We start from the raw sequence: 20,073 nt of genomic DNA, 5'->3' as shown, positions 1-20,073 counted from the left end.
GGCACAGGCCGACCGCGTCAATAATATGGGAGGGGAAGCGATGCTTCTGATCCGTCTGATCGACGGCATCAATGAGATCGTGGGCCGAATCGTGGCATTCGTCGCGGTGATCTTCGCGCTCATGATCATCTATGACGTCGTGATGCGTTACGGGTTCAATGCCCCTACGCTGTGGGCATTCGATCTTACGAAACAACTGTTCGGGTTTTATTTCGTCCTGTTGGGTGGCTATGCGCTGCGCCATCAGGCGCATGTGCGTGTGGACCTGGTGACCGAAAAGCTAAGCCCCGGGATGCGCCGCGTTCTGGATGTGCTGGGCTATCTGATCTTTTTCTTTCCCTTCGCCTGGGTGTTCTCCACCCGCAGCTGGGAATTCGCGATGCGTTCGCTGAACCAGGGGGAAACCACCTATGGTGCGATTCAGCTGCCGGTCTATCCGGTCAAGATCGCGATGGCGCTGGCGGCGGGGCTGTTGCTGATCCAGGGCGTGTCCGAGCTGCTGAAGCTGATCCTGAACAAGCCGGAGCCGCATCATGTCGGGTGAAATCATTGGTCTGATCATGGCGGGCCTGTTGTTGACGGGGCTGTTCATGGGCCACCCGCTGGCCTTCGTTCTGGGCGGCACGGCGGTTCTGGGCGCGCTGATCGCGGGCAAGCCGATGGTGCTGGGCATCGTCATCAACCGCATCTTCGGCGAGGTGCTGGACAATTACATCCTGATCGCGATCCCGCTGTTCGTGCTGATGGCGCGGTTCCTGTCGGATTCGGGCGTCACCGACCGCATGTTTGAAACGCTGCGGCTGTTGATGGGCCGGGTGACGGGGGGGCTTGGGCTGGCGGTCGTGTTCATCTCGATCCTGCTGGCGGCGACCACCGGCATCATTGGTGCCTCGATCACGGTGATGGGGGTGATGGCGCTGAAGCCGATGCTGCAATATGGCTATTCCAAGCGTCTGACCACCGGCGTCATCGCGGCCTCGGGCTGCCTTGGCATCCTGATCCCGCCCTCGATCATGCTGATCCTGATGTCGTCGAATTCGGGGCTGTCGGTGGGCGAGCTGTTTGCCGGTTCGATGGTGCCGGGCGTGATCCTGGGGCTGCTTTATGCGGGCTATGTGGCGCTGGTGGCGCTGATCCGGCCCGATCTGGCCCCGCCTGTGGCGCTTGAGGAACGCGTGCCCGTGGGCCAGCTGGTGCGGATGCTGCTGCTTGAGGCGCTGCCGCCGCTGGTGCTGATCTTCGGCATCCTGGGCACGATGCTGGCCGGGATCGCCACCGCGACCGAGGCTTCGGCCATCGGGGCGGCGCTGGCGCTGGGGATCGTGCTGATGCGCGGGCGGTTCGAATGGGCCACCTTCGCCTCGGCGCTATGGGAAACCGCGCGCACCTCGGCGATGATCCTGTTCATCGTCGTGGGGGCCACGGCCTTCACCGGCGTGTTCAACATCACCGGCGGTCTGCATGCGGCGCAGAACCTGATGCGATCGCTGGAGATGGAGCCCTGGATGCTGATCACGATGATGATGTTCATCGTTTTTGTGCTGGGCATGTTTCTGGACTGGACGGGGATCGTTCTTTTGTCCTTCCCGATCTTCCTGCCGGTGGTGCGGGAAATGGGCATCAGCGAGCTGTGGTTCGTCGTGCTGACCGCGGTGGTGCTGCAGACCTCGTTCCTGACGCCGCCCTTTGGTTATGCGCTGTTCTACATGCGCGCCCTGGCCCCGCGTGAGGTGAAGACCTCTGATATCATCCTGGGCGTGATGCCCTTCATCGCGCTGATCGTGATGATGGCCCTTGCCCTGGCGTTCTTCCCGCAGCTGATCACCTGGCTGCCGGATGTTCTTTACAAGACCAAATGACATGGAGGAGAAGCTGATGCATACCAACAAAGCGTTGAAAACCGGGTTCCTGTCGCTGATGCTGGCGGGGGCCGGTGTGGCCGCCCAGGCGGAAACGTCCTGGCAGATGACCACGACCTGGCCGAACTCGCTTGAACTGATCGAGATGGACAAGCATTTCGTCGAACTGGCGAACAAGCTGACCGCGGGCGAGCTGAAGATCGAATTCTTCGAAGGCGGCAGCCTGGTGCCTGCGGGCGAGGTGTTCGGCGCTGTCGAAAGCGGCACGATCCAGGCAGGCGGCGACTGGCCGGGCTATTGGGCGGGGCGTGATGCGGCCTTTTCGCCGCTTTCCACCACCGCCAGCCTGTTCAATGCCGTCGACTATGTGAACTGGATCCAGCAGTGGGGCGGCAAGGAACTGTATAATGAGATCTACGGCAAGTTCGGCATGGTCTATCTGCCCTATGCGGTGACCAACAACGAATCCGGCTTCCGCACGAAAGAGCCGATCCGTTCCATTGACGATCTGCAGGGCAAGCGCCTGCGTCTGTCGGGGCTGGAACAGGGCCGCCTGCTGACCCAGCTGGGCGGCAGCCAGGTGTCGATGGCCGGCGGCGAGATCTATCAGTCGCTGGAACGCGGTGTGATCGACGGGGCCGAATTCTCGACCCCGAACGTGGACTGGTCGGGCGGTTTCCAGCAGGTGACCCAATACTGGGCCACGCCGGGCTGGCACCAGTCGGCCTCGATCTTCGGGGTGATGATCAACAAGCAGGCCTGGGATGCGCTAAGCCCCGAGGCGCAGGAAAAACTGCAGATCGCGGCGGATGCGAACCTGATCTGGTCGCTGGCCTTCACCGAAAAGCGCGCCAACGATGCCTACAAGCAGTTCCAGGAAGTGAATGAGATCACCCGCATGGATGATGCCGCGCTGGAAAAGATCCAGACCATGGCCAATGCCGTGATCGAAGATGTCGCCTGCGAAAACCCGTCCTCGGCCAAGGTCTACCTGAGCCAGCTGGAATACCTGCAGGACTATGCCAACTGGCGTGAAGCGTCGGCCCCGTTCAACCTGGGCCGCACCCCGAACGGGCCGGATATCGAAAAGATCCGCGCCTGCGCCAACAAGTAAGCCGCATCGCGGTGACCGGACGGGGCCCTGCGGGGCCCCGTTTTTCTTGACGGGCCCGTCCCCGGGTGCAGGGGGGGCGGAGCGTGTCCGTGACACCAAGGCCCCCGTGCCCATCCCGCAGGAAGGCGCTGATCCAGTCTTTGGCGTATGTCTGGGGTTGGCTTTGTCGCAGCCTGTTTGCAGACGCGGCAAGCCCGTTCCGAGCGTATATTTTACCATGGTGCAGAGTCGTAAAAGTGGTGCCCAGAGCCGGAATCGAACCAGCGACACGCGGATTTTCAATCCGCTGCTCTACCAACTGAGCTATCTGGGCACCGGGCCATTGCGTGGCATCTGGCGTTGGTGGGGTGTAACTAGACGAGGGCGGGGGGGCTGTCCAGAGGGTTTGCGCGAAAAATTTTGCCTTGGGCGCAAATCCTGGTGCGGCGTGATCAGGCAGGGCCAGAAGACCCTGTGGCGATCCTCGCTGGCGGGCGGTGGCTCAGTTCAGCGGGGGTTCCGGGGCCGTCGGGGGGCGGTCTTCTTCCTCGGCCAGGTCGCCGGGAATCACATAGGACCCGTTTAGCCATCGTGCCAGATCCACGTCGGCGCAGCGGCGCGAACAGAAGGGGCGATACTTTGGATCGCCTGGCTTGTGGCAGATCGGGCAGCTCATGGCGCGCGATTCGCCAGTGCCTGCGCCAGTGCGACCCGGTCGCGCTTACGCTGCAGTTCGAAATTGCCCAGCGGCGTCCATCCGGCCAGGCTCGTCTCGGCGGCCTCACCCTTGAAGGCGACGCGCAGCTGCTGTTCAAGCGTGGCGCGGTCGCGTTTCGGCATCGGCGCGAAATCGACCGTGACCTGCCCGCCCAGACCGCGCAGGCGCAGTTGGCGCGGCAATTCGCGCGCGGCGGCGATGTTCGCCTTCAGGCTGGCGGCGGGCGAGCCGTCATTGCCGGTGTTCACATCCACCGAGATCAGCGCGCGCGTCGGTTCGATCATCATATGCGCGCCGCCGGGCAGGGGCACCTGCGCGGCCAGCAACGCATCGATCGCATCAAGCACGCCATGATCGGCCATTTCGCCTGTAATCACCTCATCGGAGGCGGGGTCGGCCCAGTCGCGCCAGGCTTCCTCATGGGGGCCGGGCGCATCGACCAGAAGTTCCGGTGCGCCGGACGTATCGGCCATGACCGTCTCGGCCAGATCACGCATCGCGGCAATATCCTCGACGATTTCGCCGTCCTCGGACCCCTCGCAGGCCGAGCGCAGGATAAGCCCCATGTCCGAGCCTTGCATCACCACGCCCGCCAGCGCGGCCAGATCCTCGCGCAGCTGCGGATCGCGCACCCTGCGCGAGACATTCAGGCCCGGCGCGCCGGGCGTGACAATGGCCAGGCGTGACTTGAACAGAACCCGCAGGCTGACCGGCAGGGCCTTGCCCGGTTCGGCGCCGCCGGTGATCTGACAGATCACGCTCTGGCCGGGGGACAGGCCCTTGACCTCGCGCAGGAAGCCGCGTTCCTCGCCCGGCAGGCGCACGAACACGCCGCCCTGGCCCTTCATCTGGCGATCGACCGTGGCGCGGCAGATCGCGCCCGGCGCAAGCGGCACCACCGCAGAGGTGTCGATCAGCAGGTCTTCAAGCCGGCCATCGACCATCAGCGCGGCGGCCTCGCGGCCCTGGATTTCGCCCAGAATGACGACACGTCCCTTCATCAGTCAGGCTCCTTCGCGGTGATGCCGAAACTGGCCAGAAGCGTCGCGGTTTCGGCAAGCGGCAGTCCGACGACGCCGGTGAATGAACCCTGAATCCACGGAATGAACGCCCCGGCGCGGCCCTGGATGGCATAGCCGCCGGCCTTGCCCTTCCATTCGTGCGATGCAAGGTACAGGTTCACATCGGTGTTCGAAAGCGGCCGAAAACGGACGGTGGTATCAACCAGCCGTTCGCGCAGGCCGGCGGGGCCGCGAACGGCCACCGCGGTCAGCACATGGTGGCGACGGCCCGACAGCGCCCACAGGAATTCGGCCGCTTCGGCCGCATCCCGCGGCTTGCCCAGGATGCGCCGGCCCAGCGTCACCGTGGTATCGGCGCACAGCACCACCTCATCGGGGGCGCAGGGGATGGCGGCGGCCTTTTCGCGGGCGATCCGGGCGACGTAATCGCGTGGCGCCTCGCCCTTTTTCGGATCTTCGTCGATTTCGGGGGCACGCACGGCATCGGGCACCAAGCCAAGCTGCGCCAGAAGCTCGCGCCGGCGGGGGCTTGCAGAACCGAGAATCAGACGCGGCACGGGATGGCCGCGATCACTTGAAACGATAGTTGATGCGGCCCTTCGTCAGGTCATAGGTGTTCATTTCCACCTGCACCTTGTCGCCTGCGAGAACCCGGATGCGGTTCTTCCGCATCTTTCCTGCCATATGCGCGATGATTTCATGGCCGTTTTCCAGCTCGACCCTGAACGTCGCATTGGGCAGGAGTTCCTTCACGACGCCGGGGAATTCGAGCATTTCTTCCTTGGCCATGGTCACTCCTGGATATGCCGCCCGCCTGATCCGGCGGGCGCGCCCTAGATGCGCCCGGATCACGAAATTTTCAAGGGCAATGTCGATGCTGTGGGCGTCAGCGGGGCGTTTTGCCCGCGAAAGGCGCATTTTTGGCGGCAATCGCGTCCCCAAGATGGCGCAGCCAGAACTGTAGCGGCTTGCGGGTCTGCTGCGCATCGCCGTGGTCGGTCCAGTTGAACTGCGCGATCACGCCGGGCAAAGGCGCATAGCCACGGGCGCGCCAGAAGGCATCCAGCGGCCGGTAGGCGGTGGGTCGCGCGGGATGGTCGGCTGGGCGGATCACGGCGCAAAAGGCGCTGAAGCGGCGCCCCAGCGCGCGGGCATGGGTTTCGCGCGCGTCAAAGAACGCATGCCCGATGCCGCGCCCGCGATAGGTGGGCAGCAGGACCGATTCCGCGCAGTAGAAGATTTCGTCCAACGGGTAGGGCGTCGCGGCGAAAGCTGTGGCGAAATCGGTGGCATGATCCTCCATCGGGGTGCCGGTCGCGGCCCCGACCAGACGGTCGCCGTCGAACGCGCCAACCACGATCGCGCCCGGGCTTGTGCGATAGGCGTCCAGATAGCGCCGTTCGTAATCAGGATTGCCATCGTAAAGATAGGGCCAGTCGCGGAACACGGTGATCCGCAGCCGCGCCAGATCGTCAAGAACCGCCATCAGATCGTCACCCTTCAGAACCCGGATGTCCATATCTTCCCCCCCAGATCCGGGTCATTCTGACCTGATCCGCGGGGGACGGAAAGACCATTCCGGTCCGGCGGTCAGGCCTGGTCAACAAGGTCGAAGACAATGACGGCCTGCATGGCCGCTGTCGCGGCAAGGGCCTGGCCGGTGCCAGGCAAAAGGTGGAAAATTGTGATCATGAAACGGCGCTCGCAAGGGGGCGAATGCCTTCACGTTACGATGCCGGGCCTGATGAAGCGTTACGCCGCGTCCACCTGCGCCAGCCAGTCGGCAAGATTGTAATAGGTGGTGATCCGCGCGATCTGGCCATCGCGGAGGGTGAAGAACGACCCCGCCGGCAACACATAGGTCTGGCCCCGCGCCGCGGGCAGGCCGGAATCAGTGGCCAGATAAGTGCCATGCACGGTGAATTCGGCTGCGGCCCGGCTGCCATCTTCGGATACGAAGATCGTCATGTCGTCCAGACGTTCGCGATAGCAGCACGCCATATGGGCGTTGAATTCGGCAAAGGCCGCGCGCCCGCGGCGGATCTGGCCTTCGTTGACGTGATGCGCCAGATCGTCGCTGACCAGCGCCATCATCGCTTCGGTATCACCGGCGTTGAAGGCCCGGAAATAGGACGTGATCAGCGTCCTGGTTCTGTCCTGCGTCATGCGGTTTCCTCGGTTGGGGGGCCAAAGCGTTCGACCATCCTGCCCACGATCTGATCGCGGGTCTTGCGATAGGCGGCCAGCTTGGCCTCGCGCCCCTCGGCCAGGCCGGTGGGGTCCATGATCGGCCAGTATTCCACGTCCAGGTGGTAATAGCGCGTCAGTTCCAGCGCACGGCGCTGGCTGGCCGGCGACAGGGCCACGACCAGATCGAAGCTGGACAGATCGTCGCCCCAATCCTGCATCTCGTCAAAAGACCGCGCGCGGTGGCGCGACAGTTCCACACCGATTTCCTTGCATACGGCGATGGTGAAACCGTCGATTTCCATGTCCGATTTCACGCCGACCGACTGCACATAGCAGCCCTGGCCGTAGAACTTTTTCATGATCCCCTCGGCCATCGGCGAACGGATGGCGTTGTGGTCGCAGCAGAACAGGACCGAATGGGGAAGATCGCCCATCACTTCACCGGAGCAAGCACACAGATCAGGGTGAACAGGCGGCGCGCGGTGTCAATGTCCAGCGTGGCCTTGCCTTCCAGGCGTTCCTGCAGGACGCGCGCGCCTTCGTTGTGAATGCCGCGCCGGGCCATGTCGATCGCTTCGATCTGGCTGGGGGGCAGTTTCTTCACCGCCTCGAAATAGCTGGCGCAGATCTGAAAGTAGTCCTTCACCACCTGCCGGAAGGGGCCAAAGGACAGGTGAAATTCGGCCACCTTTCCCCCCGCTTCGGTGGTCGTGTCAAAGACCAGCCGCCCGTCGCGCACCGACAGATGCAGCGCAAAGGGGCCATCGGGTGCAGGCCCATCGCCACGACCAGGCAGGGAAAAGCTGTTGTCTTCCAGCAGGTCATAGACCGCAACGCGGCGTTCCTGTTCGATCTCGGGGGTGGGGGCGGGCAGACCGGCTTCGTCGATTTCGATGCGGCAGATGCGGGACATCACTTTTCCCTTTCGTTCAGGGCATCAAGACGGGCGCGTACGGACAGGCCATGCGCCTCAAGGCTTTCGGACCGTGCCAGCCGTTCGGCCGCGGGGCCGATCGCGGCCAGCGCCGCGGGCGTCATCCGGGCCATCGTCGTGCGCTTCAGGAAGTCCATCACCGACAGGCCCGAGGAAAACCGCGCCGAGCGCGCGGTGGGCAGCACATGGTTCGGGCCGCCGACGTAATCGCCGATCGCCTCGGGTGTCCAGGCGCCCAGGAAGATCGCCCCGGCATGGGTGATCCGATCGGCCAGCGCTTCGGGGTCGGCCACGCACAGTTCCAGATGTTCGGGCGCGATGCGGTTGGACAGCGCCGCCGCCTCGGCCAGGTCGCGCACCATGATCACGGCGCCATAATCGCGCCAGCTTGCCCCGGCGATCGTGCGCCGTTCCAGCGTTTCCAGCCGCACCGCGACCGCCGCCGCCACCGCCTGGCCAAAGGCGGCATCGTCGGTGATCAGGATCGATTGCGCGCTTTCGTCATGTTCGGCCTGGCTCAGCAGATCCAGTGCGATCCAGTCGGGATTGTTGTCATGATCGGCGATGACAAGTATTTCGGACGGCCCCGCGATCATGTCGATCCCGACCTTGCCGAACACCCGCCGCTTGGCTGCCGCGACATAGGCATTGCCGGGTCCGGTGATCTTGTCGACCGGCTGCACGGTCCGGGTGCCATAGGCCAGCGCCGCCACGGCCTGCGCCCCCCCGATGCGGTAGACCGTGTCCACGCCCGCAATCTCGGCCGCCAGCAGCACCAGCGGGTTCACCACGCCACCTGGCGTCGGGCAGGCAACCACCAGCCGTTCTACCCCGGCCACCTTGGCCGGGATCGCGTTCATCAGAACCGAGGACGGGTAGGATGCAAGCCCCCCCGGCACATACAGCCCCGCCGCCGACACCGGCGTCCAGCGCCAGCCCAGCGTGGCGCCCTCGGGGTCGGTCCAGCGCGCATCCTCGGGCATCTGGCGGACGTGATAGGCGCGGATCCGTTCGGCCGCCAGTTCCAGCGCGGTGCGATCTGCGGGGGCGACGCGGGCGATTTCGGCGGCAATCTCGGCCCGGGAAAAGGCCAGCGTTTCAGCCGTCAGGTCCAGCCGGTCAAAGCGCGCGGTCAGATCGATCAGTGCCGCATCGCCGCGGGCGCGCACATCGGCGATGATCGCCGCCACGGCGGCATCCACATCGGGGGCATCTTCCCGCTTCATGCCCAGAAGCGCGCCAAACCGCGCCTCGAAATCCGCATCGGTGGTTGACAGGAACTGCGGCATCGGCCCCTCCTTGGTTGGGTCAGGACTTAGGGCTTGCGCGCCCTTCCCGCAAGCGCCGCGCTGCGGAAAAGCGGGTTTTATCGGGTCAGTCCGGGTGATGCGGTGCCTGGCCCGAAGGCGCGCGGTAGGGCCGGGTCACGTCGCGCAGGTCGATGTTCAGGCATTCGATTCGCGCGGCAATCGCGCCATCGCCCGCAAATGTCAGCACAACCCGGCCTGCGCCATCCCCGGCCGGTTCCCAGGCAAGATCCAGCAACGACAGCACCAGGTCCGGGTCCGTGCGGTCAATGCCCATGCTGGACACGCCGGTCACATCGGTAATCACCAGCAGCGCGCGGGTGCGTTCATAGGGGCGGCGGGCGGCTTCGGCGCGGTCCTTGTCTTCCCAGCGAAAGCGGTTGACCAGCAGGGCAAGCCGGCGCGCCCGGGCGTTCCAGACGATATCGGCGGTCGACAGCACCGCATCCTGCACAAGCGCCGCGATCACCGGCAGGTCTTCGGGGGATTCGGCGCGCAGCGCCAGCGCGCCTTCCCCCGCATCCTCGAAGCGCGCGTCCTGTGTCATTCGCCCTTCACCCTTTCGATGGTTGCGCCCACGGCCGACAGCTTCTCTTCCACCCTCTCATAGCCGCGATCCAGATGATAGACCCGGCTGACCACGGTTTCACCCTCGGCCGCCAACCCCGCCAGGATCAGCGAAACCGAGGCGCGCAGATCCGTCGCCATCACCGGCGCGCCGCGCAGCCGTTCCACCCCGGTTACCGTGGCATGGCCGCCATGCACATCGATCCTTGCCCCCATCCGCATCAGTTCGGGGGCATGCATGAAGCGGTTTTCAAAAATCTTCTCTTCCAGAACGCTGACGCCATCGGCGGTGCACAGCAGCGCCATCATCTGCGCCTGCAGGTCGGTGGGAAAGCCGGGGAAGGGTTCAGTCACCACATCGACCGCCTTCACGCGCCCGTTGCGGCGGCTGACCTTCAGCCCGCGGTCCGTTTCCTCGACCGAGACGCCCGCCGCATCCAGTTTTTCGCAAAACGCCCGCACCAGTTCGATCCGGCCGCCCAGACATTCCACCTCGCCGCCGCAGATCGCCGGGGCCAGCATGTAGGTGCCCAGCTCGATCCGGTCGGTGACGACCGGATGCGTCGCCCCGCCCAGCCGGTCCACGCCCTGAATGGTGATGGTGGATGTGCCTTCGCCTTCGATCTGCGCACCCATCTTGCGCAGGCATTGCGCCAGATCGACGATTTCGGGCTCGCGCGCGGCGTTCTTCAATACCGTGGTGCCGCGCGCCAGCGTCGCCGCCATCAGCGCGTTTTCCGTGGCGCCGACCGAGGCAAAGGGAAATTCGATCACCGCCCCGCGCAGCCCGCCCTGCGGGGCGCGCGCATGAACGTAACCGTCGCGCAGGTCCAGATCCGCCCCCATCGCTTCCAGCGCCTTCAGGTGCAGGTCCACCGGGCGTGCCCCGATCGCACAGCCCCCGGGCAGGGATACGATCGCATGGCCATCGCGCGCCAGCATCGGCCCCAGCACCAGAATCGACGCGCGCATCTTGCGCACGATGTCATAATCGGCGGTGTGGTTGTTCAGGTCATGGCTGGACAGCGCCAGCACCTGACCGCCCTGCAGGCTGGCCACCTCGGCCCCCAGCGAGGACAGAAGCTGCGTCATCGTGCGGATATCCGACAGCCGCGGTGCATTGGTCAGCGTCAGCGGTTCATCCGACAAAAGCGTCGCGGGCATCAGCGTCAGGCAGGCATTCTTGGCCCCGGCAATCGGAATTTCGCCCCGAAGCTCGGCCCCGCCTTTCACAATGATCTGGTCCATGGGACTAGTCTTCCTTCCGTTCTTCATCCGCGGCATCGTCCAGCTGCGCCGTGCGGGCGCGGGCCTGGGCCTTGCGCCGTTGCAGGTTGGCACGCAGCGCCGCGCGCAGCCGTTCCTCACGGCTGGTCTCGGTGCCGTTCGGGGGGGGCGTCTGGCCGGTCTTGCGGGGTTTGTCCGTCATCGAGATCTTCTCTATCCTGTCGGCCGAAATGCGTCCAGTGCGGGCGCGTGACTTTGCGCTTGCACCCGCCCGAGAATGCGTCTACATCGCCGCCACGGTCGTAACAGACCACACCGGCGCTGCGGTAGCTCAGTGGTAGAGCACTCCCTTGGTAAGGGAGAGGTCGAGAGTTCAATCCTCTCTCGCAGCACCATAAATTCACAAAGGCCATTATCCGGGCCAGTGGTGCTTCCTGGCATATTGAAAGGGAGCGAAGTTTCAAAAAACTCCATGCCCGTTAATCGCGCAGGATCCGGGTGGCTTTGCAAAGGCCAGACGGTCACCCCGCCGAGGCGCGGACGCATCGTATTTCGCGGCGTCCGGCAGGATGCGCGCTTGTCTGAAAGGGTTATCCCTGCCATGCGCGGGGCCATGCGCGCGGGGGGGCGATTTTTCTGGCGCTGACCGACCCTGCGGCCCTAAACTATGGGTTGTCAGTTGAAGGAGGACCCAAATGCCCGGCTTGCGCCCCGATGTCGATCCCGATGGTCTGGCCGAATTTTCGGTGGTGTTCACCGATCGATCGCTCAACCACATGTCGGCCCGGTTCCAGGGCGTGATGCGTGACATTTCCGCCATGCTGCGCGACGTCTATGGCGCCGAGGCGGTGGCGCTGGTGCCGGGCGGGGGCAGCTATGCGATGGAATCCGTCGCGCGCCAGTTTGCCGTCGGCCGCCATGCGCTGATCCTGCGCAACGGCTGGTTTTCCTACCGCTGGAGCCAGATCCTTGAGGCGGGCGGTTTCGCCGCCGAAACCACCGTGGTCATGGCGCGACCGGCTGGCAATGACCCGCGCGCGCCCTATGCCCCGCCCCCCATCGACGAGGTCGTGGCAAAGATCCGCGAGGCGCGCCCCGACGTGGTCTTTGCCCCCCATGTCGAAACCGCCGCCGGCCTGATCCTGCCCGATGGCTACATCGCCGCGATGGCCGCCGCCGCGCATGAGGTGGGCGCGCTGATGGTGCTGGATTGCATCGCCTCGGGCTGTGTCTGGGTCGACATGCGTGAAACCGGCGTCGATGTGCTGATTTCCGCGCCGCAAAAGGGCTGGTCGGCCTCGCCCTCGGCAGGGATGGTGATGCTGTCGCCCCGCGCCGCAGCCCGGATGGAGGAAACGGCGTCGAATTCCTTCGCGCTGGACCTGAAGAAATGGCGCGCGATCATGGCGGCCTATGAAGGCGGGGGCCATGCCTATCACGCCACCATGCCCACCGATGCGCTGGTGGGCCTGCGCGACGCGATGGCGGAAACCAGGGCGCAGGGGTTTGCGCAGATGAAGGCGGCGCAATGGGAACTGGGCAATACCGTACGCGCGATGCTGGCGGCCAAGGGGGTGGCGTCGGTTGCGGCGCCCGGCTTTGCCGCGCCGGGGGTGGTGGTCAGCTATACCGACGATCCCGATATTCAGAACGGCCGGAAATTTGCCGCGCAAGGCCTGCAGATCGCCGCCGGTGTTCCCTTGCAGCTGGGCGAGGGGGGGGATTTCCGCACCTTCCGCATCGGCCTGTTCGGCCTGGACAAGCTGACCGATGTTCCGGCCACGGTGGCACGTCTGGGCCCGGCGCTGGACGCGGTGCTGTAGCGCGGCGTCCGGGGCCGCGCGCGCGCGGGGCGGGGGCAGGCGCGTTAACCTTTTCCAAAGCGAGCCCGGCGATTATGCTGGCGTGCGTCCGGGCCGGGTATCGTTTTGCCGGTCCGCGCCGATCACAGCCCCGGAGGCGCGGCATGCGACATCAGACCAAGGTCAGGCCGGCGCGGCCGGCAACGCGCGGCGGCGCACCCGCGCCGGGCCGGCGGCTGCCGTCAGGTTGGTGGGTCGCGGTGGCCCTTGCGCTTGGCGCGGCGCTGTGGGTGCTGATCCTGTGGGCGGTTTTCGGCTAGGCGTTCAGGCCGGGTCGCCGGGTGTCGGGATGTCGTTGCGCCTGGCGCGGCGGTTTTGCGTGCCGCGCAGCATCGCACCCGTATACAGCGCCAGCGCCGTCCAGATCATCGCAAAAGCAATCAGCCGGATGCGGCCGAAGGGTTCGTCAAACAAAAAGACCGCGACAAAGAACACCATCGTGGGCACGATATATTGCAAGATCCCGATCGTTGACAGCCGCAGCAGCTTGGCCCCGTTGGCATAGAACAGCAGCGGCACCGCCGTCACGATTCCGCAGCCCAGCAACAGCGCCGTATCGGTGCCATTCCCGGTCAGGAAATGGCTTTCCCCCCGCAGCGTCAGCCAGACCAGCCAGGCCAGCGCAAAGGGCAGAAGCAACAGCACCTCCAGCAGGAACCCCTGGTTCGGGCCGATCGGCAGCATCTTCTTGCAATAGGCATAAAGACCCCAGCTGAGCGTCAGGCCGATCGCCACCACCGGCAGCCGCCCCGTGCCGATGGTCAGCAGCGCCACCGCGGCAAAGGCCAGCCCGATCGCCAGCATCTGCACCCCGCCAAGCCGTTCGCGCAGCAGAACCGCGCCCAGAAGCACGCTGAACAGCGGGTTGATGTAATAGCCAAGGGCGGCGTCCAGCGTCTGGCCCGCGCTGATCGCCCAGACATAGATCCCCCAGTTGACCGAGACCAGCGCCGCCGTCACCGCCGCCATGCCGATCGTGCGCGGGCTGCGCAGCGCCGCGCGCAGATCGCCCGTGCGGCCCATCGCCAGCAGGACCAGCCCCGCCAACGGCACCGACCAGATCACCCGGTGCACCAGCACCTCGGCCGCGGGGACATGCGCCAGCGCCTTCATGTAGATCGGCATGAACCCCCACAGCACATAGGCGGTGGCGGCCAGGACGAATCCCTTTGGCGTATCTTCGTTGCGCATGGCTGCCCCCGTCGCTTGCCGGTGGGGACTGCGCTAGCCCAATCGCGGGGCAAAGGCCATCCCTGACGCCGGGGCTGGCGCGCAAGGCGGCTAGCGCGCCAGCACATAGCGCCCCGGCGCCTTGCTCAGACCCTTGCCGCCCGTGTCGGGCTTGCCCATCTGCGGCGGGGCGACCTGCCTGCCCGATTGCGGCACAAGCCAGTCGCACCAGGCCTGCCACCACGATCCTGGCGTGGCGGGATGTTCACGCGCCCAGACCTCGGGGTCGCGGTGGTTGGCGTCGGGCAGATGTTCCAGCAGCCGGAAATGCGCCTTGGGGTTGCCGGGCGGGGCAACGATGCCGGTATTGTGCCCGCCCGATACCAGCGCAAAGCTCAGCCCGCCATGCACCAGATGTGTCAGCTTGTAGACCGATTTCCAGGGCGCGATGTGGTCATGCTCGGTCGCGACGGCAAAGATCGGCACCCGGATATCGGCCAGATAGACCGGCTGCCCGCCCGCCGTGAACCGCCCCGCCGACAGATCGTTGCGCAGGAACAGCCGGCGCAGATAGTCCGAATGCATGCGATAGGGCATGCGCGTGGCATCCGCGCTCCAGCTGCCAAGATCGGTGGGCCGGTCGCGTTCGCCCATCAGATAGGCGCGCGTCATCCGCGACCAGATCAGATCCTGCGAACGCAGCATGTTGAAGGCCCCGGCCATCCGGCGCTGATCCAGATAGCCATCCTCCCACATCATGTCCTCGATCAGCGCGATCTGGGGTTCCGATGTGAACATCGACAATTCGCCCGCTTCCGAGAAATCGACCTGGGCTGCCAGAAGCGACAGGCTGGCCAGCCTGTCATCGCCATCACGCGCCATCGCCGCCGCCGTCACCGACAACAGCGTACCGCCCAGGCAATAGCCAAGCCCATGCACCCGTGGCGCGCCGGTGATCGCACAGGCGATGTCCAGCGCCGCCATCACCCCTTGCGTGCGGTAATGATCGAAGCCGAAATCGCGATCCCCGGCCCCGGGGTTCTTCCAGGAAATGCAGAACACCGTGAACCCCTGCGCCACCAGCCAGCGGATCAGCGAGTTTTCGGGCGACAGGTCGAGGATGTAGTATTTCATGATCCAGGCCGGCACGATCAGGATCGGCACGGCCTGCACGGTGGGGGTCGTGGGGGCGTATTGGATCAGTTCCATCAGCGCGTTGTGATAGACCACCTTGCCCGGCGTCAGCGCCACATCGCGTCCGGGCAGGAAATCCAGCGGGCGGGGCGTGGTGTCACCCGCCAGCACGCCTGCGGCATCCTCGGCCCAGGCGCCAAGCCCGCGGATCAGGTTCTGCCCGCCCTCTTGCACCGTGCGGTCCATCAGCTGCGGATTGGTGGCCAGAAAGTTCGACGGCGACAACATGTCCAGAAACTGGCGGCTGTAGAATTCCACCAGCCGTTCATTGTCGCGCGACACGCCGGGGATGCCGGTGGTGGCATTGTGCCACCATTGCTGCGTCAGCAGGAAGGATTGCCAGATCGCGCGATAGGGCATGCGCTGCCATTCAGGCGCGCTGAAGCGGCGGTCCTGGGGCAGCGGTTCAATGCAGGCGTCGTCGGGGTCATGCCCGGTCATGCCCGACCACAGCGCGGTGTTCAGCCGCTGCCACTTGCGCCAGCCTTTCCAGACCAGCTCCATCTGCTTGCCCGGCGAAATGGCCAGATGCGCCGCCCAATCGGCCCAGGCCTGCGCCAGGCCGATCACCGAAAGCCCGCCCACGGCCGTGCCCAGATGGGCATGGACATGGCGGTCGAGGCTGCGAAAGGCGGCCTCGGCGGCCAGTTTCCGGGCCTCAGCCTCGGGGCAGGGGGCGGTGTTTTCGGCAGCGGGCCGCGGCGGCGTCGCCGCCAACTGCGGCGTCAGGTGGACGTCGGCATCCTTCATCATATCTTCCTTCGGCGCGCCCGGCTGCGGCTCAGGCCCCCCGGCGCGGCGCGCCGCCGGCCATCGCGCGGGCCTCGTCGGTCAGGCCCTCGATCATCTGTTCGGTCGTGGCCGCCGCGAACGAACTGAGCTTGCCCGCCTCATTAGTGTAGTCCGAGGCCGCATTCGACCAGAACCCGGTCCAGACCGCCATCATCGTGCTGGGGTCCTTGGCCTCGGTCAGGGCGGCCAGCATGGCGCGGTCCTTTTCGTAGCGGGTTTTCAGGAAGTCCAGCGTTTCGATGTTCTGGCGCAGCAATGCATCCACCATCTTTGCCTGCGCGCGCAAAACCGAGGTCATCATGTCGCCCATATGGGCGGGGTCAACGGGCGGCGTCATGCAGCCAAGGGCGGGGCCATTCGTCTTTGCTTTGCTCATGGGGAAACCTTTCCTTGTGACAGACCAGCCGGTTCCCGCCGGACAGAACCGGCGTGACACCGCCACACAATAGCATGGTTGGCCAGAAAGCCGAAGCTTTCATGACAAGGTCGCGGCAAGATGCCACGACCGACGCCGCCCTATTTGGCGAAAACGTGGCCGTGGCGCCGGAAAAACGGGCGCTTCAGATATGCTTCTTGCCAAAGAAATCCCACGCCGCCAGGACAAGCGTCGCCACGATGGCGATGCCAAGGTCAAGGCGCGGCACATGCATCAGGATGATTCCCAGAAAGCCCGCAAGGATCAGAAAGGCGACAAGCGCCATAAGACGGTCAATCATGTCAGGTCTCCGTCGAAAGGGTGGCGACATGGCGCGATAGCCAGGCCGCGGTGCGCAAAAGCCGCGCGTCATCGCCACGCCGGCCGACAAGCTGAAGCCCCATCGGCAGGCCATTTTCGGCGGTGAACAGCGGCAGGGTGATGGCGGGGGACCCGGTCAGGGTCCAGATCCCGTTGAAGATGGAACTGCCGGTCGAGCCAAGCCCCTCGGGGGCGGGGCCGGGGGCGGCGGGGCACAGGATCGCATCGCAGCGCGCAAAGATTTCCTCCAGCGCGGCATTGAAGATGTCACGCCAGTCCAGCGCGGCCAGATAGTCGCGCGCCGAAATTGCGCGGCCCTGTTCCATCGCGCCGCGGGTTTCGGCGGACAGCTGGTCCCAGCCGCGCCGTTCGTAGGCGTAATAGCACTTGGCCATTTCGGCAAAGTTGATGCGTTCGCGCAGGGCGGCGGCATCGTCAAAGGCGCGGGGCAGGGGGGCCTCAAAGACCTGATCGCCCAGAAGGCCGGTCAGTTCCGCAAGCGCGCCCAGCATTTCGGGATGGGCCGCATCAAAGCCCGGCAGCCGGACGAAGGCAAAGCCGGGCGTGACGGGCGGCTGGGCGCGCGTCGTGTCCAGAAGCCGCGGCGGCGCCAGCGGTTCGGTGGCCGGATCGGTCGGGTCATGGCCGAACATCACCTCGGCCAGAAGCGCCGCGCCCTCAACCTCGCGGGCGAAGACGCCGATCGTGTCCAGCGTGGGCGATTGCGTCAGCACGCCGCTGCGCGGGATGCGCCCGAAGCTGGGCTTGAAGCCGACGACGCCGCAATAACTGGCCGGGCGGATCACCGATCCGCCGGTCTGCGTGCCCACCGCCAGCGGCACCATGCCCGCCGCCACCGCCGCCGCCGACCCTTGCGAAGACCCGCCCGGCGTATGCGCGGGGTTGTGCGGATTGCGGGTTTTGCCCGGGTGCAGGAAGGCCAGCTCGGTGGTGACGGTCTTGCCCATGATCAGCGCCCCCGCCGCCTTCAGCCGCGCCACAAGCGCCGCGTCGCGTTCGGGTACGCGGCCAAGGTCCAGCGCGCAGCCGTTTTCGGTGGGGATGGCGCGGGTGTCGATGACGTCCTTCAACGCCACCGGAACCCCATGCAGGGGCCCGATCGGGGCCCCGGCGCGGCGCAGGCCTTCCAGGCGGTTGGCCTCGGCCATGATGTGATCTTCGTCCAGCCAGGCCCAGGCCTGAACGCCGGGTTCCACCGCGCGGATACGGTCAAGGCAGGCGCGGGCCACCTCGGGGACGCGCAGCGCCCCCGAAGCCAGCCGGTCGCGCAGCTCGATCAGGGGAAGAGACAGCACCCCCATCTCAGCGACTTGCCGCGCCATAGAAGTAATCCGGCAGGTAGAAGACGATCTGCGGATACAGATACATCATCGCCATGCACAGGAAGACCATCCCCACATAGGGCAGCGATCCCGCGAAGATCTCGGTCAGCTTGATCGTCGGGGGCGCGATGCCCTTGAGGTAATAGGCCGACATCGCCATCGGTGGTGTCAGGAACGAGGTCTGCAGGTTCAGCGCCACCAGAACGCCGAAGAACAGCGGGTCGATCCCGAAATGCGGCAGCAGCGGCAGGAAGATCGGCACGAAGATGATGATGATCTCGGACCATTCCAGCGGCCAGCCAAGGATGAAGATGATCAGCTGTGCCACGATCAGGAACTGCCAGGGTTCCATGTCGAGGCCTTGCACGAATTCCGAAATCACCTGCTCGCCGCCCAGATAGCTGAATACCGCCGAGAAGGTGTAGGATCCGATGAACAGCCAGCACACCATGGCCGTGGTGCGCACCGTCAGATAAACGCTTTCGCGCAGCCGCTGAAAGGTCATCGCGCGGTAGGCGATGGCCAGCATCATGCCCCCCAGCGCCCCGATCGCAGCGGCTTCGGTGGGCGTGGCCAGGCCGAAGATGATCGAGCCCAGAACCGCCAGGATCAGCGCCGCCAGCGGCAGGAACGACGTCGCCAGCAGCCACAGCACCTTCAGCAGGGGAACGTCCGGCATTTCTTCCCTGGTGGGGCGCGGGGCGACACTGGGGTTCAGGATCGCGCGCCCGATGATATAGACCAGATACAGTCCCACCAGCGTCAGGCCAGGCAGCAGCGCACCCGCGTAAAGCCGCACGATCGACACCCCCGACGACGCCGCATAGACGATCAGCATGATCGACGGCGGGATCAGGATGCCCAGCGTGCCGCCCGCGCAGATGATGCCCGAGGCGAAGGAATTGTCATAGCGCACCTTGAGCATCTGCGGCAGCGCCAGCAGGCCCATCAGCGTCACCACCGCGCCCACGATGCCGGTGGCCGTGGCAAACAGCGCGCAGGTGATCAGCGCCGCAACCCCCAGCGAGCCGGGAATGTTGCGCGCCGCCACCGCCAGCGTGCCGAACAGCCGGTCGACGATGTTGGCGCGTTCAACGATATAACCCATGAACAGGAACAGCGGGATCGCGGTCAGCACCTCGTTCGACATCACCGTGTAGGACTGGTTGATGAACAGATCGAAGATGCGGTTGTTGAAGAACCCCTCGATCCACAGGCTTGTGCTGTCCCACCAGCCGGCGTCCTCGCCCAGGCGGTTGTAGCCGCGCCACATCCGGCCGGCGTCGAAATAGGCATAATAGCCAAAGAAGATGCCCATCGCCATCAGCGTGAAAGCGATCGGGAAACCCAGAAAGACGATCAGGATGAACAGCCCCAGCATCATCAGGGCGATTTGCGGATCGGTCACTTGCTCTCTCCTGTCGGGGCGTCATGGGCGTGGGCCTGCTCGATCAGCAGTTCCTCGGTTTCCTTCACATCGGCCTCGGCCTTCAGCCACTGGCCGGTACGGATGCAGATCAGGCAGCGCATCACCTGGGCAATCCCCTGGATCGCCAGCAGGATGCCCGACGCGACCAGCACCGCCTTGAGCTGATAGATCGGGATGCCGGCGGGGCTGTTCACGCTGACTTCGCCATAGCCCCAGGACCGGCTGGCGTATTTGTAGCCCGAAAAGATCAGCGCCAGCACGCCGGGGAAGAAGAAGAAGATGTAGAGCACCAGGTCCATCGTGGCCTGGGTCCGCGCGCTCCAGGTGCGGTAGAGAAAGTCGCCGCGCACATGGCCGCCCAGCGACAGCGTGTAGGCGCCGCCCATCATGAACAGCGCCCCATATCCGATGTAGGACAGATCATAGGACCAGGGCGTCGGCGCGTTGAACAGGTAACGCATCACGACCTCATAGGCGGTCCCGAGCGTCATCAGCAGAATCAGCCACCCGAAGGAGCGGCCGAACCATGCCGACAGCCGGTCGGCAAAGTCGATGAAGGCAATCATGGTGGGAAGATCCTTCCGTTGCGATCAAAAATCCCGGGGGCGTTTGCGCGCCCCCGGGTCATCC

General features: G+C 65.3%; 24 protein-coding genes and 2 tRNA genes. 6 read left to right on the top strand and 20 right to left on the bottom strand.

Annotation, left to right across the window (positions count from 1 at the left end; all coding sequences use genetic code 11):
* The first annotated feature begins 40 nt into the window (after window positions 1–40).
* Genes ACK8OU_RS06945 through dctP form a run of 3 tightly spaced genes read left to right on the top strand, consistent with a single transcriptional unit; the run spans window position 41 to window position 2,973 of the window.
* On the top strand, window positions 41–544 hold the full coding sequence (locus ACK8OU_RS06945; RefSeq protein WP_410302643.1) for a TRAP transporter small permease subunit: 504 nt from the start codon (window positions 41–43) through the stop codon (window positions 542–544).
* The gene (locus ACK8OU_RS06940; protein WP_410302642.1) at window positions 534–1,859 is read left to right on the top strand and encodes a TRAP transporter large permease; all 1,326 of its coding nucleotides are present in this window, start codon (window positions 534–536) and stop codon (window positions 1,857–1,859) included. Before ACK8OU_RS06945 ends, ACK8OU_RS06940 begins: the two co-directional genes overlap by 11 nt.
* A gap of 58 nt (window positions 1,860–1,917) precedes the next feature.
* On the top strand, window positions 1,918–2,973 hold the full coding sequence (gene dctP, locus ACK8OU_RS06935; RefSeq protein WP_410302760.1) for a TRAP transporter substrate-binding protein DctP: 1,056 nt from the start codon (window positions 1,918–1,920) through the stop codon (window positions 2,971–2,973).
* A 237-nt stretch (window positions 2,974–3,210) separates the two neighbouring features.
* Here dctP and ACK8OU_RS06930 read toward each other — a convergent pair.
* The 13 genes from ACK8OU_RS06930 to ACK8OU_RS06870 all read right to left on the bottom strand — a co-directional run bounded on the left by ACK8OU_RS06930 (window position 3,211) and on the right by ACK8OU_RS06870 (window position 11,119).
* Window positions 3,211–3,286, bottom strand: a tRNA-Phe gene (locus ACK8OU_RS06930).
* 168 nt (window positions 3,287–3,454) lie between these two features.
* Window positions 3,455–3,628, bottom strand: coding sequence for a DNA gyrase inhibitor YacG (locus ACK8OU_RS06925; protein WP_410302641.1), 174 nt, complete (start codon window positions 3,626–3,628; stop codon window positions 3,455–3,457).
* On the bottom strand, window positions 3,625–4,671 hold the full coding sequence (locus ACK8OU_RS06920; RefSeq protein WP_410302640.1) for a ribonuclease E/G: 1,047 nt from the start codon (window positions 4,669–4,671) through the stop codon (window positions 3,625–3,627). Before ACK8OU_RS06920 ends, ACK8OU_RS06925 begins: the two co-directional genes overlap by 4 nt.
* Window positions 4,671–5,249: a Maf family protein gene (locus ACK8OU_RS06915; protein WP_410302639.1), complete on the bottom strand. Its 579-nt coding sequence runs from the start codon at window positions 5,247–5,249 to the stop codon at window positions 4,671–4,673. The genes ACK8OU_RS06920 and ACK8OU_RS06915 overlap by 1 nt, the downstream gene beginning before the upstream one ends.
* 13 nt (window positions 5,250–5,262) lie before the next feature.
* A complete protein-coding gene (gene infA, locus ACK8OU_RS06910) occupies window positions 5,263–5,481 on the bottom strand; it encodes a translation initiation factor IF-1 (RefSeq protein ID WP_010397442.1) in 219 nt (72 codons plus the stop codon).
* A 97-nt stretch (window positions 5,482–5,578) separates the two neighbouring features.
* On the bottom strand, window positions 5,579–6,211 hold the full coding sequence (locus ACK8OU_RS06905; protein WP_410302637.1) for a GNAT family N-acetyltransferase: 633 nt from the start codon (window positions 6,209–6,211) through the stop codon (window positions 5,579–5,581).
* A gap of 233 nt (window positions 6,212–6,444) precedes the next feature.
* Window positions 6,445–6,858 (bottom strand): ketosteroid isomerase-related protein, encoded by a 414-nt coding sequence (locus ACK8OU_RS06900; protein WP_410302635.1) that lies wholly within the window; start codon window positions 6,856–6,858, stop codon window positions 6,445–6,447.
* On the bottom strand, window positions 6,855–7,316 hold the full coding sequence (locus ACK8OU_RS06895; protein WP_410302634.1) for an arsenate-mycothiol transferase ArsC: 462 nt from the start codon (window positions 7,314–7,316) through the stop codon (window positions 6,855–6,857). The genes ACK8OU_RS06900 and ACK8OU_RS06895 overlap by 4 nt, the downstream gene beginning before the upstream one ends.
* Window positions 7,316–7,795 (bottom strand): UPF0262 family protein, encoded by a 480-nt coding sequence (locus ACK8OU_RS06890; RefSeq protein WP_410302632.1) that lies wholly within the window; start codon window positions 7,793–7,795, stop codon window positions 7,316–7,318. The genes ACK8OU_RS06895 and ACK8OU_RS06890 overlap by 1 nt, the downstream gene beginning before the upstream one ends.
* Window positions 7,795–9,105: a histidinol dehydrogenase gene (hisD, locus tag ACK8OU_RS06885; protein WP_410302631.1), complete on the bottom strand. Its 1,311-nt coding sequence runs from the start codon at window positions 9,103–9,105 to the stop codon at window positions 7,795–7,797. The genes ACK8OU_RS06890 and hisD overlap by 1 nt, the downstream gene beginning before the upstream one ends.
* Before the next feature lie 85 nt (window positions 9,106–9,190).
* The gene (locus ACK8OU_RS06880; protein ID WP_410302629.1) at window positions 9,191–9,670 is read right to left on the bottom strand and encodes a DUF2948 family protein; all 480 of its coding nucleotides are present in this window, start codon (window positions 9,668–9,670) and stop codon (window positions 9,191–9,193) included.
* Window positions 9,667–10,938: a UDP-N-acetylglucosamine 1-carboxyvinyltransferase gene (murA, locus tag ACK8OU_RS06875; protein WP_410302628.1), complete on the bottom strand. Its 1,272-nt coding sequence runs from the start codon at window positions 10,936–10,938 to the stop codon at window positions 9,667–9,669. Before murA ends, ACK8OU_RS06880 begins: the two co-directional genes overlap by 4 nt.
* Before the next feature lie 4 nt (window positions 10,939–10,942).
* Complete coding sequence (locus ACK8OU_RS06870) at window positions 10,943–11,119, bottom strand: hypothetical protein (RefSeq protein WP_410302627.1); 177 nt, start codon at window positions 11,117–11,119, stop codon at window positions 10,943–10,945.
* A 118-nt stretch (window positions 11,120–11,237) separates the two neighbouring features.
* On the opposite strand from ACK8OU_RS06870, the gene ACK8OU_RS06865 reads away from it, so the two are divergent.
* The 3 genes from ACK8OU_RS06865 (at window position 11,238) to ACK8OU_RS06855 (ending at window position 13,039) form a co-directional block, all read left to right on the top strand.
* Window positions 11,238–11,312, top strand: a tRNA-Thr gene (locus ACK8OU_RS06865).
* A 300-nt stretch (window positions 11,313–11,612) separates the two neighbouring features.
* Window positions 11,613–12,740: an aminotransferase class V-fold PLP-dependent enzyme gene (locus tag ACK8OU_RS06860; RefSeq protein WP_410302626.1), complete on the top strand. Its 1,128-nt coding sequence runs from the start codon at window positions 11,613–11,615 to the stop codon at window positions 12,738–12,740.
* 143 nt (window positions 12,741–12,883) lie between these two features.
* Window positions 12,884–13,039, top strand: a complete 156-nt coding sequence (locus ACK8OU_RS06855; RefSeq protein WP_410302624.1) for a hypothetical protein — start codon at window positions 12,884–12,886, stop codon at window positions 13,037–13,039.
* A 4-nt stretch (window positions 13,040–13,043) separates the two neighbouring features.
* Here ACK8OU_RS06855 and rarD read toward each other — a convergent pair whose 3' ends face one another.
* From rarD to ACK8OU_RS06820, 7 genes are all read right to left on the bottom strand, one after another.
* Window positions 13,044–13,970: an EamA family transporter RarD gene (gene rarD, locus ACK8OU_RS06850; RefSeq protein ID WP_410302623.1), complete on the bottom strand. Its 927-nt coding sequence runs from the start codon at window positions 13,968–13,970 to the stop codon at window positions 13,044–13,046.
* 90 nt (window positions 13,971–14,060) lie between these two features.
* A complete protein-coding gene (locus ACK8OU_RS06845) occupies window positions 14,061–15,893 on the bottom strand; it encodes a PHA/PHB synthase family protein (protein WP_410302622.1) in 1,833 nt (610 codons plus the stop codon).
* Between the two features lie 31 nt (window positions 15,894–15,924).
* Window positions 15,925–16,311 (bottom strand): phasin family protein, encoded by a 387-nt coding sequence (locus tag ACK8OU_RS06840; RefSeq protein WP_410302621.1) that lies wholly within the window; start codon window positions 16,309–16,311, stop codon window positions 15,925–15,927.
* 184 nt (window positions 16,312–16,495) lie between these two features.
* On the bottom strand, window positions 16,496–16,651 hold the full coding sequence (locus ACK8OU_RS06835) for a hypothetical protein (RefSeq protein ID WP_410302620.1): 156 nt from the start codon (window positions 16,649–16,651) through the stop codon (window positions 16,496–16,498).
* 1 nt (window position 16,652) lies between these two features.
* On the bottom strand, window positions 16,653–17,993 hold the full coding sequence (locus ACK8OU_RS06830; RefSeq protein ID WP_410302759.1) for an amidase: 1,341 nt from the start codon (window positions 17,991–17,993) through the stop codon (window positions 16,653–16,655).
* Window position 17,994: 1 nt separating this feature from the next.
* Window positions 17,995–19,422, bottom strand: a complete 1,428-nt coding sequence (locus ACK8OU_RS06825) for a TRAP transporter large permease (RefSeq protein ID WP_410302619.1) — start codon at window positions 19,420–19,422, stop codon at window positions 17,995–17,997.
* A complete protein-coding gene (locus ACK8OU_RS06820) occupies window positions 19,419–20,009 on the bottom strand; it encodes a TRAP transporter small permease subunit (RefSeq protein ID WP_410302617.1) in 591 nt (196 codons plus the stop codon). Before ACK8OU_RS06820 ends, ACK8OU_RS06825 begins: the two co-directional genes overlap by 4 nt.
* Window positions 20,010–20,073 lie beyond the last annotated feature (64 nt).

This window comes from Pontitalea aquivivens, assembly GCF_046507575.1.
Classification (GTDB): Bacteria; Pseudomonadota; Alphaproteobacteria; order Rhodobacterales; family Rhodobacteraceae; genus Pontitalea; species Pontitalea aquivivens.
This window is presented reverse-complemented; position numbering and strand designations above follow the sequence as displayed.